Origin of the sequence: Streptomyces sp. NPDC005393 (assembly GCF_040606675.1) — a bacterium.
Taxonomy (GTDB): Bacteria; Actinomycetota; Actinomycetes; order Streptomycetales; family Streptomycetaceae; genus Streptomyces.
In genome coordinates this window covers 146,388-163,994 of sequence record NZ_JBEXFG010000005.1, presented here as the reverse complement: position 1 = coordinate 163,994, position 17,607 = coordinate 146,388, and the positions used below count along the sequence as shown (strand labels likewise).

Annotated in this window: 13 protein-coding genes; 3 read left to right on the top strand and 10 right to left on the bottom strand. The window is 72.0% G+C overall.

The window, feature by feature from the left end; all coding sequences use genetic code 11:
* Positions 1–76: 76 nt before the first annotated feature.
* The 6 genes from ABZS71_RS07990 to ABZS71_RS07965 all read right to left on the bottom strand — a co-directional run bounded on the left by ABZS71_RS07990 (position 77) and on the right by ABZS71_RS07965 (position 9,357).
* Complete coding sequence (locus ABZS71_RS07990; RefSeq protein WP_356208317.1) at positions 77–2,248, bottom strand: restriction endonuclease; 2,172 nt, start codon at positions 2,246–2,248, stop codon at positions 77–79.
* A gap of 240 nt (positions 2,249–2,488) precedes the next feature.
* The gene (locus tag ABZS71_RS07985; RefSeq protein ID WP_356208315.1) at positions 2,489–3,310 is read right to left on the bottom strand and encodes a maleylpyruvate isomerase family mycothiol-dependent enzyme; all 822 of its coding nucleotides are present in this window, start codon (positions 3,308–3,310) and stop codon (positions 2,489–2,491) included.
* A gap of 175 nt (positions 3,311–3,485) precedes the next feature.
* A complete protein-coding gene (locus tag ABZS71_RS07980) occupies positions 3,486–4,841 on the bottom strand; it encodes an MFS transporter (protein WP_356208314.1) in 1,356 nt (451 codons plus the stop codon).
* Positions 4,838–6,031, bottom strand: a complete 1,194-nt coding sequence (locus ABZS71_RS07975; RefSeq protein ID WP_355850089.1) for a type III PLP-dependent enzyme — start codon at positions 6,029–6,031, stop codon at positions 4,838–4,840. The genes ABZS71_RS07980 and ABZS71_RS07975 overlap by 4 nt, the downstream gene beginning before the upstream one ends.
* A complete protein-coding gene (locus ABZS71_RS07970; protein ID WP_356208313.1) occupies positions 6,025–7,725 on the bottom strand; it encodes an IucA/IucC family protein in 1,701 nt (566 codons plus the stop codon). The genes ABZS71_RS07975 and ABZS71_RS07970 overlap by 7 nt, the downstream gene beginning before the upstream one ends.
* 48 nt (positions 7,726–7,773) lie before the next feature.
* Complete coding sequence (locus ABZS71_RS07965; protein ID WP_356208311.1) at positions 7,774–9,357, bottom strand: IucA/IucC family protein; 1,584 nt, start codon at positions 9,355–9,357, stop codon at positions 7,774–7,776.
* A gap of 418 nt (positions 9,358–9,775) precedes the next feature.
* On the opposite strand from ABZS71_RS07965, the gene ABZS71_RS07960 reads away from it, so the two are divergent.
* Both ABZS71_RS07960 and ABZS71_RS07955 read left to right on the top strand, forming a co-directional pair.
* On the top strand, positions 9,776–10,519 hold the full coding sequence (locus ABZS71_RS07960) for a response regulator transcription factor (protein WP_355850080.1): 744 nt from the start codon (positions 9,776–9,778) through the stop codon (positions 10,517–10,519).
* Complete coding sequence (locus tag ABZS71_RS07955) at positions 10,516–11,943, top strand: HAMP domain-containing sensor histidine kinase (RefSeq protein ID WP_356208310.1); 1,428 nt, start codon at positions 10,516–10,518, stop codon at positions 11,941–11,943. Before ABZS71_RS07960 ends, ABZS71_RS07955 begins: the two co-directional genes overlap by 4 nt.
* Here the strand turns inward: ABZS71_RS07955 and ABZS71_RS07950 are convergent.
* The 4 genes from ABZS71_RS07950 to ABZS71_RS07935 all read right to left on the bottom strand — a co-directional run bounded on the left by ABZS71_RS07950 (position 11,921) and on the right by ABZS71_RS07935 (position 16,441).
* Positions 11,921–14,179 (bottom strand): PQQ-binding-like beta-propeller repeat protein, encoded by a 2,259-nt coding sequence (locus tag ABZS71_RS07950; protein ID WP_356208309.1) that lies wholly within the window; start codon positions 14,177–14,179, stop codon positions 11,921–11,923. The genes ABZS71_RS07955 and ABZS71_RS07950 overlap by 23 nt on opposite strands.
* Positions 14,180–14,826: 647 nt before the next feature.
* Positions 14,827–15,189, bottom strand: coding sequence for a DUF5335 family protein (locus ABZS71_RS07945; RefSeq protein WP_355850072.1), 363 nt, complete (start codon positions 15,187–15,189; stop codon positions 14,827–14,829).
* Positions 15,190–15,522: 333 nt separating this feature from the next.
* Positions 15,523–15,780, bottom strand: coding sequence for a hypothetical protein (locus ABZS71_RS07940; protein ID WP_356208308.1), 258 nt, complete (start codon positions 15,778–15,780; stop codon positions 15,523–15,525).
* Positions 15,781–15,871: 91 nt separating this feature from the next.
* On the bottom strand, positions 15,872–16,441 hold the full coding sequence (locus tag ABZS71_RS07935) for a DUF5994 family protein (protein ID WP_356208307.1): 570 nt from the start codon (positions 16,439–16,441) through the stop codon (positions 15,872–15,874).
* Positions 16,442–16,736: 295 nt separating this feature from the next.
* Here ABZS71_RS07935 and ABZS71_RS07930 point away from each other — a divergent pair, with 295 nt between their 5' ends.
* Entirely contained in the window at positions 16,737–17,255 is a 519-nt protein-coding gene (locus tag ABZS71_RS07930) for a DUF5994 family protein (protein ID WP_356208306.1), read from the top strand.
* Positions 17,256–17,607: the final 352 nt, after the last annotated feature.

Here is a 17,607-nt window from a genome sequence, read left to right as displayed (position 1 = left end):
GGAAGTATTGCCGATGAACCTGTGCCGGCGACAGGCAACCCCGTGCCTAATCCTGCGCGCGGACCGAAGCCGCAGGTTATGTGACGTTGATGCCGTACTCCTGGACCAGTGCCTCCAGTCCGCCGCGATACCCCTTGCCCCCGAGGACGAAGTCCCAGTCGCCGCCCGCGCGACGGCGGAAGGAGCCGAGCACCAGCGCGGTTTCGCCGTCGCGGCCGTCGGAGACGTCCAGTTGGCCCTGCTCGGCACCCGACGCGTCGAGCAGCCGGATACGTGCGTCGGTGAACCCCGACAGATCCGCCCGGGGATCGGCGGCGGGGTCGACGGCGGCGACGAGGACGAGCCGGTCGGCCCGCTCCGGCAGCGCGTCGAACGCCACCCGCATCGCGGCCTTGTCCGGTGCGGCGGCGGCCACCGCGCGGACCGCTCTGTCGGGGGTCCGGGGGTTGTTGAAGAAGACGAAGTGGTCGTCGCTCAGGACGCGGTTCCCGTGGCATACGAGGGCGCATACGTCCAAGGCGACCTCGCCGGACCAGAACAGGCCCAGCACGTTGTGGTCACCCGCCGCGTCGGCCGCGTCGGCCGTGTTCGCCGTGTCCGCCGTGTTCGCCGCTTCCGGCGCCGGTTGCCGGGACGTACCCCCGCGCCCACCGCCGCTACCGCCACGGCCACCGCCGCCGCCCAGCCGCCCGCGCAACCCATGCCGGTGCAGCAGATCGACCAGTTCGCCACCGGACACCAACTCCAATGGCTTGCCGCCCGCGAACGTATGCGACCCCGGCCCGAACCCCGACGTGGTGACCAGCACCCCCTTATTGGCCCCGGTGGCCTGGACCGTGCCGTACAGATCGCGGACCGCCGTCGGCGGCACGGTGTTGCGGTAGCGCTTCACCTGCACCACGATCTTGCCGCCCCGGATCGGCGTCGGATCCATGGCGTCCACGTCCACCCCGCCGTCGTTCGAGCGCTGGGTCATCACCGCCCGCATCCCCATGGCCCGGAAGAGATCGGCGACCAGCGACTCGAAGGCGATCGGGTCCATCTCGTACAGATCCGGCTCCTCGTCCCCCTCCCCGCCCCCGCCGTGGGTGATGACGCCGTCGCCGACCTCGTCCGGCGTCCGGCCCGGCCGTACGGCGGTGCGCTGGTCGGGGCGGGCGGAGAGCTGGCCGCGGAGCCCGTCGGCCAGGCAGTCCACCGGGCTCACCTGCTCCAGATGCAGCTCGCCGAAGGCCGTACGCGTGGCCATGACCGTGGCCAGCACGATCTGGGCCCGGCGGCCGGTCGCCGGATCGTGGTCGTCCACGAAGCCGTTCAACGCGACCGAATCCAGCGCGCCGAACTCATCCGCCGCGTACAGATCGCGCAGCGCCAGCAGCACGCACTGCGCGAGGACGTCCCGGTACAGCGCCCGGCGCTGCGCGACGGGCCGGGCCGTCTCCTTGAACTGATCCACGGACGGCAGGTACCGCACGCTCCTCGTCTCCGGGACGATGTCGTAGCGCGGCAGCTCCCAGTTCAGCACCAGCTGCCGGGCGGCCGGGTCGTACGCGGCGGACACCTGGCGCGGAAAGCCCTCCGGCCATGCCGTGGAGGCGTACAGCGCCGCCGAGAAGTACTCCACCGCCGCCTCGGCGTCCCCGGCGCGGAGCGCCGAGACCAGCTCCGCTATCCCGGCGTTGTGCCGCCGGACCTCCGCCAACTGGGCCTCGGCCCACTGGTCGTACTGCTGCCGGTACGCCGCCAACTGCTGCTGACGCCCTGCCTCAGCGGCCTGCGCGGCCCGCAGATCCCGCTCGTACCGCGCCCGCGCCTCCTGCTCCGCCCGCGCCCGCCGCTGCTCCCCGATTCCCCAACCGCCGCCCTGGGCCTGGTAGTGCCGCGGATCCGGCATCGGTACGGGGTGGGCGAGCTGACCGGGCGCGAAGGACTCGATCCGCTCGGGACGGCCGAGCGCCGCCGTACGGAAGGAGGGAGCCCGGCACCCGGTGGCCAACAGCCCTCGCAGCGCCTCGACCCGCGCCTCCAGCTCCTCGGTCCGCCGCCGCGCGTCCGCCTCCCGATGCTGCCGGTACACCGCCTGCTGCTCCCGCCGGCTGCGCGCCAGATCGCGCTCGTACGCCCGCTGCTCCCGCTCCTGCTCCTGCCGCGACCGCTCCCACGCCCGCCGCTGCGCCTCCCGCTGCCGCTGCTGCTGACGCTGCGCCTCGGCCCAGATGCCGATCAACCCGCTTGAGCGACGACTCATGCGGTACCCCCCCTACCCCTGGGACAGCGTCCCAAGACCTGCCCGCCGGCACCCCCACGACCAGCGGTAAGGACACGACTTTAGTCGGCGACCGGCTGATGAGGAATGAGGACGGGGCATGCGCGACGAGGTCCGCCCAGCAGCCTCTGGTCGATCAGGCTCCCCGCCGAACCGGCATCCTGGGTGGCACAGGCGAGTCGAGCGATACCGCCGCCGCGGGCCCGAGCAGGTCAGGCCGGGTCAGGGCGGTGAGAAGAGGGTCGGAAAGCGGGGAGCGAGCCAGGGCTTGCGGCCCCAGGCGAGGACGTGGCCCCGGGCGAGGGCGCCCCACGGGCCGAGGCGGCCCAGCGCCATGAGGAGGAAGGCCACCGGCTCGGTGAGGATGGTGCAGTCCGGGTGGCTCGGCGGCTGCGGACTGACGGCCGGCGCGCCGTCGGTGAAGGTGGCGCCGAAGCGGGCGCCGCCCCGGAGGCGGATGGTGTAGCGGGCGGTGAGCCCGGCGCCGGCGGCGGGGTTGACGACCCGTGGCATGGCCGTGATGAGGAAGGGCAGCGTCAGCTCGACCCGGGCGCGGTTGATCATATGCGGACGGCCCAGCGCGCGGGCGAGGTCATAGCCGTGGCCGAGCATGTGTGTCAGCAGATACGAGCCCAGCACGGCTTGGCTCATCGGCCCCAGCGGTGTGACCATCGGGCCCTCCGGCGCGGGCCGGCCCGCCGCCTCGAGGTAGGCGTCGGCCTGCTCCACGATCATGTTGGCCAGCGGCTCGGCCGCACGCTCGGCGAACGCGGCGAGCGCGAGCTCATTGGCCTCGGCCAGGCTGTGCGGCGTGCCGTCCCCGTGGGTGCGCGCCTTCCCGGCCGCGATGTCCGCCATCAGCTCGTTGGCCTGCGCCAGATGCGCCGCCGCCTCCCCGACCGTCCACTGCGACCCGGGCACCGGAACCCCGGTGTCGGCCGCGCCGCGCAGCAGTACCGCGATGTCCTCGGCGGTGGCACGTATCGCGTCACCAAGTCCTGGGGGCAGAGTGCCCCGTACGTCCTGCCCTGTCACGGATTCCACCGCTCTCACCTCAACGTCCTCCCGCCCTCGCAGCGGACTGGTGAGGGCTCGTCCGCGGTACCCAACCAGTCGCCGGGCACCGCGGCAAGAGCCGCGGCGGCCACAGCCTCGGCAGGGCCGTTGGTGGGGGAACGCGGTCAGGGCGCGTTGCCCGTACGGTCGTCGATGGTGACGTTCATGGTGCGGGCGCGAGCGGAGGCGGGGCTGATCCTTCCGTACTGGTGACCGCGGTGTCTGCGTGGCGGTCTGCCGGGGGAGTCCTCGCTGGTCCGGCCGCTCGTGGGCGCCGGGCGCGTGCCCTGATCAGGGCCGAGAGGGTGAGCGCGGAGACGGCGGAGATCAGGCCGCCGAGGATGAGGCTGAAGCGGGCGCCGAGCGTATCGGAGACCAGGCCGACGAGGGGCGCGCCGATGGGGGTGCCGCCGAGGAGGACGAGGAAGTAGAGGGACATGACGCGGCCGCGCATCCGGGGATCGGCGCTGAGCTGGGTGAGCGAGTTGGCGGTGGTGGTCACGGTCACCGAGGCGAGGCCGGTGGGGATCAGCAGGATCAGGAAGGTGGCGTAACCGGGCGTGAGACCGACCGCGGCCTCCAGCAGGCCGAACGCGACGGCCGAGGCGACCAGGCGTCGGGCGGTCGGCGTCCGGCGGCGGCCGGTGCCGCGCAGGGCGCCGATCAGGCTGCCCACGGCGTAGGCGGCCGACAGGTAGCCGAAGGCGGCGGCGCCGGAGTGGAAGACGGTGATGGCGACCAGGGAGATGGTGATCTGGAAGTTGAGCCCGAAGGTGCCGACGAAGCCGATGACGGTGATCGGCAGGAGCAGGTCCGGAGTGGCGGCGACATGGCGGAAGGCGTCGGCCAGGCGGCTGTCCCGTCGTCCGGGCTCGCGCGGGGCGTGGAGTTCGTCGGTCCGGATGGTGGTCAGCCCGTACAGGACGGCCAGGTACGAGGCGGCGTTGACCAGGAAGACGGGGCCGGCTCCCGCTGCGGCGACGGCCAGGCCCGCGAGGGCCGGGCCGAGGACGCGGGCCACGTTGAACTGGGCGGAGTTCAGGCTCACCGCGCCCGATACCAGGGCCCGCTCGACGAGTTCCGAGATGAACGCGTTGCGGGCGGGCTGGTCCAGGGCGGTGGCGGTGCCGAGCACGAAGGCCAGCGCGTACAGGGACGGCAGGGCGATGGTGCCGGTGACGGTCAGGAGCCCGAGGAGCAGCGACTGTACGCCCATGGCGGTCTGGGTGATCAGCAGAAGCCGGCGTTTGGGGAAGCGGTCGGCGATGACGCCGCCGGTCAGGCCGAACAGCGTCTGGGGCAGGAACTGCAGGGCGGTCAGCACGCCGACGGCGCCGCCGCTGTTGCCGGTGAGCTGGAGCACGAGCAGGTCCTGGGCGGCGCGCTGCATCCAGGTGCCGACGTTGGAGACCAGTTGCCCGAGCAGATAGCGGCGGAAGTTGCGGGCCCCGAGCGGGACGAGTGCCGCGCTCGGGGCCCGCCGCCGGCCGCGGGTGCGGATACGGCGGTGTTTGCTCATGGCGTGGGGAGGGACGGGACCTCGTCCAGGTGGTGGAAGGCCGGGGCCGGGTGCATGAGGAAGTCGTGGTGGGAGATGTTCCAGGCGTAGGCGCCGGCCATGGCGAACGCGATCCGGTCGCCGGTGCGCAGCAGCTCGACGGGGACGCGGTGGGCGAGGACGTCCTTGGGAGTGCACAGCTGCCCGACGAGCGTCACCGGCTCCTGCCGTGCCCGCGGGCGCTCCCATGGCCAGGGCCAATCGTCGGCGGGGATGATCCGGAAGGGCTGGTCGTGCTGTTTGGTGGCGGGGGTGCGCAGATGGTGGGTGCCACCGCGCAGCACGGCGAACGCCTGGCCGTGGCTGCGTTTGAGGTCCAGGACCTGGGTGACGTACCAGCCGCAGTAGACCGTGACCGAGCGGCCTGGTTCGATCCGCACCGTCAGGCCGGGGTGGTGGGCCAGGAGGCGGTGCAGGCCGCTTCCGAAGGCGTTCCAGTCGTACCGCTGGTCGGGGCGTGCGTAGTCGACTCCCATGCCGCCGCCGATGTTGACCTCCGTCAGCTCCGCGTCCCGGTCGGTCGCCCAGCCGCGCGCCCAGTCCAGGACGTCCGAGGCCAGGTCGAGGTGGGCGGGGGCGTCCAGGCCGCTGGCGAGGTGGACGTGCAGGCCGCGCAGCCGGACGCGCCGGTCGGCGGCGATCACCGCCAGGCAGGCGTCCAGCCGCTCCGGGTCCAGGCCGAACGGGCCGGCCTGCCCGCCCATGGCCAGCGCCACCGGCCCCGGGCTCAAGGGCAGATTGACCCGCAGCAGGATGTCGGCGCCGCGGTCGCCCAGCACCGTGGTGAGGACCCGCAGTTCGTGTTCGCTCTCGATGTGCAGGCGGTGGACGCCCGCCTGGACCGCCTGGGCCAGTTCGGCGGTGGTCTTCCCGGGGCCGCCGAAGGCGATCGGGGTGTCGGGAAAGAGGGCGCGGACGTGGTGCAGTTCGCCTCCGGAGGCCACCTCGAAGCCGTCGACATGGTCGGCGAGCACCCGCAGCAGCCGGGGGTCGGAGTTGGCCTTGGCCGCGTACAGCAGCTCGACCCGCTCGGGCAGGGCGGCCCGGATGGCGCGGCTGTGCTCGCGCAGACTCCGCAGGTCGTAGACGTAGGCCGGCAGGTCCTCGGCGGCCAGGCCGCGCACATGGTCGAGGAGTGCGGGCCTCAGCATGCCGCCTCCCGGGGGAAGTCCTCGCCCAGCGGGCTGGGCAGGGGGACATACGTGGCGTGCCGGTCGGCCCGGCGGGACCAGCGCAGCAGCAGATTGGCCTTGGCGGGCAGCGGTACGCCGGACAGCAGGGCGCGCAGCCGGGGCGGGTCGCCGACCGTGCGGGCACAGGCGTCGAGGTGGTCGCGGACCAGGCCCCACAGGGCCGGTTCCAGCGCCGGGTCGGTGTCGGCCAGGGCACCGAGCAGCTCGGCGGCGTGGTTGACCAGCAGGCAGTACGCGACCCGGTTCCAGCCGCGTTCGGCGTCGTACATCAGCGGGCCGCCTACGTGCTCGGGCAGCGCGGCGAGGGCATCGCGGTGGTGTCCGGGAAGGAGCTTGGTGCCTTCCAGGTCGCGGAAGAACATCTGCGCCGGGGAGCCGTCGGGGTGCACGCCGACGACGACGTTCTGCAGATGGGGCTCCAGGACGACGCCGTGCTCGAAGTAGGCGGTCAGTACTGGTGGGAGCAGCAGCCGCAGGTAGGTGTCCCACCAGTCCAGAGCGTCCGTGCCGGCGCGCGCGAGCAGCCGGGAGACCTGAGCCGGGCCGGTGGGGTGCTCGTCGGCGACCGCCGCGCACAGCAGCGGTGTCACACCGGGCTTGAGGTGGGGTCGCAGTCCGGAGCGGACGATCACACCGAAGCCCTCCAGCAGGTCGGTGTCCCCGCCCGGGGCGATGCTGCGGTAGCCGGGCTCGGCCAGCAGCGCGCAGTCCGGAAACCGTTCGCCGAGCCGTGCGAAGACCGGCTGGAGCAGGGAGTTGAGGGCGACGGCGCCGGACAGCTCGTAGGCGGCGTTCTTGCGCACGCAGTTGGTGAGCCGGACGTTCAGGCTGAACTTCAGGAAGGTGTCGGCATCAGGCTGGTAGAGCGTGCGCACCGATGCGGTCGGCGCGAAGTCCGGCCCGCCGACGCCGGTGTCGGTGATGTCCCCGGTGGCGATCGCCTCGCGCAGCGCGCGGTGGCCGCGCAGCAGCTCGTACTGCCACGGGTGCACCGGCAGGGTGACGAACCCGGGGTCGGCCCGTGGCATCAGCGCGTCCAGATCGCGCAGATCGCCCTCCTCCCGTACGAGACCGCGGCGCACGGCGAGGTAGCGCAGCGGAAAGCGGGTGCCCGTCTCCGGGCCGTACGCCAGCCAGCCCTCCGGGGCGCCGGCGCGGGCCTTGGGGGCGGGGTGGTAGCGGTGGCCGAAGACCAGGGACTGCTCCGACTGCAGATAGGCGTCCTCGGGCGTGGCCGCCGCCGGATCGGTGGTGCGGTGCTCCAGGATGGTGCGGACGGTCTCGCGGCTGTCGGTGACCTGGGGGAGGAACTCGCCGTTGGCGATGCCGGTGCGCAGCTCCAGCTCGTCCTGGACGTACGCGGCCAGCTCACGCCAGCCCACGGTGACCCAGGCGGCACCGTCGTAGCGCTGGACGGGGCCGGTGAACCGATGGGCGCCGATCAGCGAGACGCGGCGCAAGGGGGCGCGCAGCAGGATGTCGCGCCGGGGCAGGCGCAGCAGCAGCCGGTCGCGGTCGACGGTGACCTGGTGCTCTGGTGCGGAGACCTCGCGGATCAGGCAGTTGAGCAGGGTGTGGGCGGTGACGGCGTCGGCGGTATCGGCGGGTGGCCGGCTCGGCAGGGTGGGGGTGGTGGTGCTCGGGACGGTCATGGGAAACGGCTCCAGTGCGTGCGTGGGGGACAGGACTGGTGGGCGTCGTCAGCGGTACCGGGCCAGGGGGTTGGGGACGGGGATCCACTGCGCCCTGGCCGGGTCGTCGGCCAGGCGCATGGCGATGGTCGCCTTCAGCGGCAGGGTGTCGCCGAAGAACACCGCGGCGTCCCCGGTGTCCGGCAGGCCGTCGTACACCCGGCGGCCGGCCGTGCCCACCGCCTCCCACAAGTCCTCCGGTGCGGCACCGCGGGTGCGGGCGAGGACGTCGACCAGCTCGCTGAAGACTCCGCCGAGCAGGCCGCCGAACAGTTTGGTGCGCAGTGCCCCGGTGTCATCGCCCGTCCGGTTGCCGGCCAGCGGCGGCAGGGTGAAGCCATGGGCGGTCAGCCGGCCGGGGTGGATCCGCACTCCGTCCAGGTCCCGGTACAGCACCCGCACCGGCCGTCCCTCGCACAGCACGGCCAGGGTGTTCTGGCCGTGCGCCTCCAGCGCGATCCCCATGGACAGCAGCGTCAGCGCGGGCGGCAGTACCAGATCGGCGAAGTCCGTGAGCCAGCGCACGGGGTCGCCGGTCACCAGGGCGGCGCCGGTGGCGTGAACGGCGGTGAGAGGGACGGCGATCTCGCCGGGGCCCAGGTGCCGTTCGCCGGCTTCCCGGATCATCGCGGCGAGGCTCGCCGACGGTTCGCCGCCGTTCACCCGCACCGAGCCGCCGCCCAGTTCGCGCAGGACCCGCAGGTGGTCGCCGTACCCGGTCTTGTCGAGGACGGCGTAGACCAGATCGGACAGCGGCGGCCCGTCGCAGACCTCGGCCGGGGAGATGGTGCGCCGGTAGTTGGTGACCTGTACGTCCAGCGCGGTCTTGATGTGGCAGCCCGGCAGGACGTCCAGTGGCGCCAGCGTACGCAGCGACAGCAGCGGCCGGGCCGGGATGGTCCGCGCGGTGACCGTCAGTTCGGGGTGGTGGGTGAGGACGTGGTCACGCTGCCAGGGGTGGACGGGCACCAGGACGGTGTCGCCGTCGCGCAGTGCCCGCGGCCAGTCGCCGGTGGACTGCCAGCGGCTCGCCGGGACGGCGAGCAGGACCAGGTCGACCACCGGGTGGTGTTCGGGTGCGTACGCGAGGACCTCGGCGACCGACAGACCGGTCCGGGTGCGGCAGCAGGGGTGCTGCGGATGGCCGTCCACCACTGACTGTTCGGCGTCGGCCGAGTCGCTGACCTGGGTGCTCCCGGTGTTGGCGGCGCGAGCCAGGGCGAGGTTGGCCACGCTGTTGTCGAGTTCGGCCGCCAGCCGCCGCGCCGCCGGGGTGCGCTGTCCGAGGGCGGCCAGCAGCATGGCCGGTTCGTCGATCGGGCCGTGGGGACCGGCCACCGTGAAGTCCTCGGGCACCTGGGCGAACCGTCGTGCGCAGGCGGCGGGACCGGTCAGCCGGACCCCGCCCTCCACGGTGACCACGAGATCGTCCGCTTCGTGGTGGCGCTCGGCGATGCCGGGCAGGGGCTCGCGGGCGAAGGCCCCCCACAGCCGGCCGAGCACCGCGGCCCGCGCTCCAGGGAGTGCGGCCGTGAACGGCTCGACCAGCTCCGGACGTACCCGGCACAACTCGGCCCTCGTCGTCTCTGTCATATCAACCGTCCCGCCCGGAACGGAACTGCGCAGCGTCATATCCGCGCGGTTTCGCATGGCATATTGCCGGGCATTGTGAGGAGGTTCCGGCTCGGCCGGCCGGCTGCCGCAATCGACGTTACGGGACGGCGAGTAAACGGCCGGACAGCGCAAATACAGCGGTCATACAAGACCGGTCTATTTTTGGCGCGGGGCCGGGACTCCTCCGGCTTCGGAAATTCTTAACGGTTTCCTTGCCCCACCCTTATCACTTGCTTGCACTCCCCTGAACGGCCGTGTCCTAGGGTTGTGGAAAGGGCGCCGCCCAGGACGAGACGGCGGTGAGGACAGCGCCACCTGGGGCCGTGCTGTCACTGAATCTTGGGAGATTGCGCTGAACGCACCGCACGGGGAGCACGGCGTTTGTGACCCTGTCGACATGCGTGTCTTGTTGATCGAGGACGATGACCGGGTGGCCGGGCCGGTGGCGGAGGGCCTGAACCGCTTCGGGTTCGCCGTGGAACGGGCCAGGACCGGCGCGGAGGCCCTGTCGGCCGCCGAATCGGAGATGGTGCTCCTGGACCTGGGACTGCCCGACATGGACGGCATCGATGTCTGCCGGGCCCTGCGCGGCCGTTCCGCCGTTCCCATCATCATGATCACCGCACGTGACGACGAGGTCGACCGGGTCCTGGGCCTGGAACTGGGCGCGGACGACTATCTGTCCAAGCCGTTCGGCGTGCGGGAGTTGGTGGCCCGTATCCGCGCGGTCGCCCGCCGCACCAGCCCGGCCGCCCTCGACGGCGGCCGGCCGGAACCGCACTCCGCACCGGGCTCATCCGGCGGCCCCGCCCCCGCGGGGCCGCCCGGCGCCCAGTCCATCGGCCCGTTGACGATCGACCGCCGCACCCGCCAGGTGCGCCTGCACCAAACCCCCGTCGCCCTGGCACCCAAGGAATTCGATCTGCTGGTCTGCCTCGCCGAGGACCCCGGCGCCGTGTGCTCCCGGCGGCAGATCCTCGACACCGTGTGGGAGGCGAACTATTTCGGCCCCACCAAGACCCTGGATGTGCACATCGCCGCACTGCGCCGCAAACTCGGTGACTCCGCCTGGATCGAAAACATCCGCAGCATCGGATTCCGGCTGACCGCGCCCGAATACCCCGATCAGGCGGCGCGGTGACCCGCCGTCTGCTCCTCAGCTATCTGAGCCTGATACTGCTGGTGCTGCTCGCTCTTGAGGTGCCGTTCGGCTATGTCTACGCCCGCGGGCAACTGTCCCGCTTCTCCAACGCCGCCCAGCAGGGCGCCGCGATGCTCGCGGAGGTCTTCGAGGAGAAGGTCGAGGACGGCGCGGCAGCCGATATCGCCGACCTGGCACGCCGTTACGCCCGGCGTACCGGCAGCCGGGTACTCGTCACCGACCGGAAGGGCCTCGTCCTCACCGACACCGCACGCGCCACCGCGGTCGGCACGGACCTGTCCGCACGACCGGACATCGCCCACGCACTGCGCCACAGGCCGACCAGTGGAACCGGTCGTGACCCGGCTGTGCACGGCGACGCCTTCTCCGCCACGGTGCCCGGCACCTCGGGACCCAAGGTGCGATGCGCCGTACGGGTGGTCTCCTCCCTGGCCGCACTCCAGGGGAAGATCCATGACGCCTGGCTGGCGCTGGCAGGAGTCGGCCTGGGGGTGCTGGCCGCGGTCACCTTCATCGCCTCCGCGCTGGCCCGCTGGATCACCCGCCCGGTCCGTGCCCTGGAGCACGCCACCGCGCAACTCGCCGACGGGAGCCTCACCGATCCGCCCGCCACCGACTTCGGCCCGCCGGAGCTGCGCCGCCTCGCGTGCGCCTTCACCCGCACGGCGTCCCGGCTCCAGCATCTGCTCCGCGCCCAGGAGGCGTTCGCCTCCGAGGCGTCCCACCAGTTGAAGACCCCACTCACCTCCCTACGCCTGCGGCTGGAGAACTTCGAGCCCCATCTGGATCCGCGCGTCCAGCCCAGCCTCGACGAGGCCGTCGCGGAGGTCGAACGGCTCAGCCGCATGGTCCAGGGACTGCTCGCCCTCGCCCGGCTGGAGAACTCGGGCACCACCCCGGAAGCCGTCGACCTCGACGCCGTCGTCGCCGACCGAGCCGCCACCTGGACGGCCTTCGCGGCCGAGAGTTATGTCGACATCACCGTGACCGGCCCGCGGCTCGGGTCGGTCCTGGCCGTCCCGGGCGGCCTTGAGCAGATCGTCGACAACCTCCTCTCCAACGCACTGCGCGTCTCGCCACCGGGCACCTCCATCACCCTCGCCCGCGCCCACGGGCCGGACGGGCCCGAGCTCCATGTCATCGACCAGGGCCCCGGCATGACCGAAGCCGAGCGGAACCGGGCCTTTGACCGCTTCTGGCGGGCGTCCGACGCCGACCACGACGGCACCGGCCTCGGCCTGCCCATAGTGCAGCGCCTCACCCGCGCCGGCGGCGGTGACGTCACCCTGCGCCCCGCCCCGGAGCGCGGCCTCGACGCCGTCATCCGCCTGAGCCCCGCCGAACAGAGCCGTATCGCGCCCGCCCGCCGCTCCCGGACGGCTACGGCGCCCCGCTCCCGCTGACGGCCCGCGTTCGGGACGCGGACGGCAGGGCCGTCGGCCGGTCCGTCGGCCGGTCCGGGCGTACGGAGAAGGCCGTGTCCCCGGCCATCGCCACGATCGCGTCCTTGACGAGCTGCACGCTCGGCGTTGTGCCCTCCGCCGCGGACCCGGCGTCGTTCAGCGCGGCGGTGCGCCACTTCTCCGCGCCGGTGTCGCGGTCCAGCGCCAGCAGACGGCCGAAGCGGTTGGAGAAGTAGACCTGCCCGTACTTCCGCGACTCCACCGGCGCGGACAGGCTCTCCGTGTCCGTCGCCCGCTGCCACACCTGCTTGCCGCTGTCCGCCGATATCGCGGTGACCGTCCCGTTGGCCCGGGCGAAGTAGACGACACCGTCCAGGAGGGTGGCCGAGCCGTGCGCCGGACGTCTCAGCGGCGTCCGCCTGATCTCGCCGGTGCGCGGATCCACCCGGAGCAGCGCGTTGTACGGCCGCTCGTACCCCGCTTCGTACACGTCCTTCGCGGTCTGGGGGGCGAGGAACAGGGGTTGCCCGTCGATGACGCCGAGGCTCAGCGTCTTCCGGGGGAGGGTCGCGAGTTCGCGTTGCGTGCCGTCGGAGGGGTCGAGCCGCAGCAGGGTGTACGGGCCCTCGGCCATCGGGTCACCGTCCGCCTCGGGGGGTGAGCACATGCTGTACGGGGCGCCTCCCAGCACCTTCAGATAGCAGACCGCCCCGTCCCGCTTCGGCGACTGCCACAGGAGCTGACCCGACCTCCCGTAGGCGGAGATCCGCGTGTGCCGGGGCGACAGCGTCAGCAAGCCGCCGTTGAACAGGTACGCCGGCTCGGACACGCTGATCTCGCGTGCCCACCGCCGCTTCGTGGTGTCGGCGTCCAGAGCCACCACCCGGCGGCTCTCGTCGGTCGGCTCCTCGTAGACGTAGACGACCCCGTCCCTCACCCCGATCGGTCGCGCACTCTGGGGCCTGGTGCCCGTCCGCCACCGCACGCGACCGGTGGCGGCGTCGACCTTGGCGACCGTGAAGCCGCTTCCGCCGCAGTACAGCGCGCTGCCGTCCGACACACAACCGGACTCCCCGTAATCGAGCGGGGGATCCTGGGAGTCGTACCGCAGGGCCGCCCGCCACGGGCGCCAGCGCTCGGGCAGTGACACGGGGCGCGAGCGGCCGGTGGCGGACGCGGTGGACGCGTCCGGCGGCGCGCTCGAGCCCGGGGCGAGGACCGTGGCCGCGATGCTCAGCCCGCTGACGGCCAGGGCGGCGCCGACGCCGGTGAGGATCAGCCGTCCTCGACGTCCGCGGCCGGTCCCGGGCCTGGAGGAGGTTCCGGTCCCGCCCCCTCCCGGGAGGCCGTCCTCTCCGGGGATCCCGTCCTCTCCAGGGGACGCAGATTCCGGAGGCCCCTCGGAGCTCGGGGGAACGGTCGCGGCGAAATCCGGCAGCGCGCGGAGCATGCGATGCAGCTCGTCCAGGCCCGGCCGCGCGGCCGGGTCCTTGTCCAGGCAGCGCTCGGCGATCCCCCGGAGCGGCTCCGGGACTCCGTCCAGCGTCGGCGGCTCGTTCATCACCTGGTAGCCCGACAGGTAGGGGCTGTCGGCGTCGAACGGTCCGGTGCCCCTGGCCGCGTACACCAGCAGCGAGCCCAGCGAGAACACATCCGAGGCCGCGGTGACCTCCCGGGGAGCGCGCAGTTGCTCCGGCGACATGAAGGGCGGCGTACCGAGCAGCCGCCCGAGGGTGAGGGTGAGGGTCTGGTTGTCGGCGGCGCGTGAGATGCCGAAGTCGATGACGCGCGGCCCGTCCTCGGCCATCAGGATGTTGGCCGGTTTCAGGTCCCGGTGCACCACCCCGACCTGGTGGATGTCACGCAGCGCCTCCACGAGCCCCAGCCCCAGCGTTCGCAACTCCCGCCCGCTGAACGGGCCTTCCTTCCGTACGACTTGGGACAGGGTGTGCCCCGGCACGTACAGCGTGGCCATCCACGGCCGCTCGGCGTCCGGATCGGCGTCCACCACGGGAGCGGTGAACGCCCCGCTCACCCTGCGCGCCGCCGCGATCTCCTGCCGGAAGCGCGTACGGAACTCCTCGTCCTGCGCGAACATCTCGTGCACGATCTTGACCGCGACCTGCCGCCCCGAGGCCGAGCGCCCGAGATAGACGACTCCCATGCCGCCCGAACCGAGCCGGTCGATCAGAACGTAGCCGCCTATCGATTCCGGATCCCCGGTACTCAGCGGCATCGCCGATCCCCTTTCCCATCTCCCGAGCGGCTGTACAGCAGCACTAGATTAGGGTCGGCGGGCCATAGCCGGAGGACGAGGACAGCCGGATGAACGGCCCGCTTCGGCGGTGCGCAACGGCGAACGGGCGGCGGTCGGTGGCGCGTTGGATGAACCAAGTCCTCGTGCTCGACACAGAAACGCACTCCTCCGGCTACGACGAACGCCACATCCCGCGGCGCTATCGCCCGCTGACGCCGCCCCGTCTCCACTCAGCGTGACGGGGCAAAAGGACCCTACCCGTGGTGCCCAGGCCTCGTCCTCGTCGCCCGACACCGGGGCTGAAAACAGGGCCGGACGGCCCTCCCCCCTTCAACAGCCCGCGGTACCTGGGTCCTTCGGCCGCCCACACTGCGTCATGCGGCCTCAGACCTCCGGAGCCCTCCCGGCCTCGCCAGGAAGATCCCACCGGCGAACACCTCCTGGAGCCCCCGGCGCCCCCGGAGCGTCGGCGCCGATGGGCTCTGCGATCCTCTGCTGGTGGTACAGGCGCTGGGTGATGTCGTCGTGCTCGCAGGCGGGGGCGCACTCGATGAACTCCAGCGCTGCCTGGGCGGCGACGATGCGGGAGCGAAGGTTACCGAGCCAGGTCAGTCGAGGCGGCGGTTTCAGGACCCCTTCCCTGATTCCGCCGGGTAGAAGGTGATCAAGGTGGCGCTCTCGTCCGGGGCGACGACCCGGACGGCCGTCTCCGGGATGTCCAGCGTGGCGACATCGATCTCCTTGGGGTGCGACACCATGTGCCGCAGCACGACCGGGTAACGCGGCGACTGCCCGCCGACCGCGACGACCACCACATCGTCCTTCGGGTCGTAGGTGAGGGAGGAGAAGGGCAGCCGCTCGGCCTCGTACCCATGCGCGACCGACGGGTCCAGCACTTCGACGGTGACAAGTTCCCCGCTGTGGTCGGCGGTGACCTGATCGAGCGCGGTCCGCCAGTCTTTGCGGTCGAGCGTTGCGGTGTCGGCCATCGTCGATCCTCCCTCTGGACTGCTTCTCATGGCTTGCGCTCCCCTACGACGGTCGCCGCCGCCGTCGCCCGCTGCCACGTCCCGGCAGGTCGAACTGGCGCGGCCGTGCTTGGCCTGCCGGTACGAAACCAGCGAGGCGAAGCGGGAAGGGCAGGCTCCGCCCGAGGGGCCCCGGATCCCAGCACATGCGGCAAGAGCATTGAGATCATCAGGCTCAACCACCACAGCGCCCGGACCCACGACAAGCTCGGCGGCGAACTCTCCGGCAGCCGCTGAGACCTACGCTGCGGAGCGGCAACGGCCAGGGCCGACGGTTGAGCCGCTCCGCTGCTCTCAGGCCTCGTCCGCCTGCGCTCGGTCGCCGGCCCGTGTGGCCGCCAGCCAGGACCGCGTGGGCTCGGCGGTGTGTGTGGTGTCCACGGTGAGGTGCAGCCGGGTGCCTCCGTCGTGACCGGCGGGGTAGCTGCGCTGTTCGCCGGCGGCGAAGCAGCGCCGGAGCACTTCCGCGACCTGGCGGGCGGCTTCGGGGGACGCGGCGACGATCCGAACCTCGGCGCGCCCGGCGGCGGGCGGGGTGTCCGCGGGTGTCATGCCAGGCCACCTTCCTCGCCAGGGCAAGGCGTCACGCCCGTCGCCCCCCGGTCACGGAAAGGCCGACGTCGTTTGAGGTTCTCCACGGTCCTCACCTTCCCTGGGCAGAGCGCGGAAGCCCGGTGCGGCTCGCGCCGGCCGGGGGTGCAGGCCCGCCCTCGGTCTCCCACTCCTCTTCCTGGGCCCGGGACTCCGCCTCTTCCCGGATTGTGTCCTCGTCCGCCATCAGGTCACTCGCGGTGCGCAGGGTCCCCGGGGCGGCCGCGGCGGACATCAGCCGGGCGGCAGCAGGAGCATCGGTTTCCGGCGGGATCACCAGCAGGTCCCACCGACCGACGGTGTAGGAGAGCAGTATCAGCGTGTGCGGATCCTGCTCACCGGTGAACCGCCCCACATGGACCGTATGCCCGCTGACGGGAACCTTGCGAGGGACCACGGGCCAGTGGACGGGGTTCACCGAGACACGGGTGATCCGTCCCCACCGTCCGTCCAGCACCTCTGTCAGGGCGGGCAGTTCGCGGTAGAGGTCGCGCGAGTGAGGCCACCACGCGCCGTTCAGCAGACCTGGAATCCTGCCTGCGGGGGTCAGTGACAAGCGGGCCGGTGGTGAGGGCCTGCGCTCACGGATTGTTGCCGTGCGGGCGTCGGTGGTGGCGCTCATGGTGCGGACCTACCTCCGGGCAGCTTCTCAGCGGCCCGGCGTTGTCGCTCGCCGAAAACGACACCAGCCTGGAGCCGGTGCGCGAAGTACTCCCGGCCTCTTCACTGTACTCCGGTCATTGATCCGATGATCCTGTGCGTGACCAGGCGTTTTATCGAGCACGCGGGCCCGTGCGCCCTACGCCGACACGCGGAGTACGGTGAAGCTACCGAGGGGGTCCGCATGGTCGGCAGCCACGCCGAGGCGCCACAGGCGATCAGCGGACGTACCGAACCCGCAGACGGGCGAGCACACCATGGCCGACTCCGATTCCAAGATCCCACCGCACCTCGGCAGGCTGCTGCCGGACTCGATCCACCAGGCCGTGAAACCCGGGACAGCCCTCTTGAGGCTGGAGACGACGCATGCGCGCGAGGGAGTTCTCGACGGCGCGTGGTGGCCGCTTTCACGTGACATCGGCGCCGAACTGCCGAGCCTGGTCCACGCGTTGACCCAGCACCTCGGCCCCATCACGTGCGTGGGCCTGGACGCGAGTGCCTGGGAGGGGCTGCCGACGCGCCTGATCATCGACAACCGAGTCGTACACATCGACTCCTTCCCGGTCGGCGACGACACGGTCCTCATCACCCGTGGCGATCAGGATTACTTCTCCCTCCTGGTGGTGCCGCCGCAGGCAACGCCCGAGGCGGCGCGTGCCGCGATGGCCAAGGCCGTCCAGGCCGACAACGCCACCCAGGCCGGACAGATCCTCATCGACACCGGTATCAGCCCGGCATACCCGAGCGTCGCGGAGAACCCACAGACCGGCCAATAGCGTGGCCGGTCGACCTGACTGTCCTGACCGTGGAGCCGTCAGCGAGCCGGGCTGGTCACGCTTCCACGGTGACGAGATCGCGCATCCGGATGACCACCAACCGGTGCGCGGCTGTGATCGAGGTGCCCCTGCTTATGGGCGCGTATCACTCAGACGACAAGCCCCCGGCGACTGGCCTGGGGCTTTGACATGGAGCGGGTGACGGGAATCGAACCCGCGCTCTGAGCATGGGGAATCACGGGGCGCACTTCGTCCCGAACCACCGGCGGGAATGTCGGCGTTTGCGGGGTCGGGGCGCGGCGAGCGCCGCGTACGTGCGATTCCAGTCGTGCTGCGCCTGGACCAGGTCGTG

What these genes read in the sequence shown, in the direction of transcription:
- ABZS71_RS07990 (WP_356208317.1), bottom strand. Translation starts at nt 2,248, where the DNA reads ATGAGTCGTCGCTCAAGCGGGTTGATCGGCATCTGGGCCGAGGCGCAG.
- ABZS71_RS07980 (WP_356208314.1), bottom strand. Translation starts at nt 4,841, where the DNA reads ATGAGCAAACACCGCCGTATCCGCACCCGCGGCCGGCGGCGGGCCCCG.
- ABZS71_RS07975 (WP_355850089.1), bottom strand. Translation starts at nt 6,031, where the DNA reads ATGCTGAGGCCCGCACTCCTCGACCATGTGCGCGGCCTGGCCGCCGAG.
- ABZS71_RS07970 (WP_356208313.1), bottom strand. Translation starts at nt 7,725, where the DNA reads ATGACCGTCCCGAGCACCACCACCCCCACCCTGCCGAGCCGGCCACCC.
- ABZS71_RS07965 (WP_356208311.1), bottom strand. Translation starts at nt 9,357, where the DNA reads ATGACAGAGACGACGAGGGCCGAGTTGTGCCGGGTACGTCCGGAGCTG.
- ABZS71_RS07960 (WP_355850080.1), top strand. Translation starts at nt 9,776, where the DNA reads ATGCGTGTCTTGTTGATCGAGGACGATGACCGGGTGGCCGGGCCGGTG.
- ABZS71_RS07950 (WP_356208309.1), bottom strand. Translation starts at nt 14,179, where the DNA reads ATGCCGCTGAGTACCGGGGATCCGGAATCGATAGGCGGCTACGTTCTG.
- ABZS71_RS07945 (WP_355850072.1), bottom strand. Translation starts at nt 15,189, where the DNA reads ATGGCCGACACCGCAACGCTCGACCGCAAAGACTGGCGGACCGCGCTC.
- ABZS71_RS07940 (WP_356208308.1), bottom strand. Translation starts at nt 15,780, where the DNA reads ATGACACCCGCGGACACCCCGCCCGCCGCCGGGCGCGCCGAGGTTCGG.
- ABZS71_RS07935 (WP_356208307.1), bottom strand. Translation starts at nt 16,441, where the DNA reads ATGAGCGCCACCACCGACGCCCGCACGGCAACAATCCGTGAGCGCAGG.
- ABZS71_RS07930 (WP_356208306.1), top strand. Translation starts at nt 16,737, where the DNA reads ATGGCCGACTCCGATTCCAAGATCCCACCGCACCTCGGCAGGCTGCTG.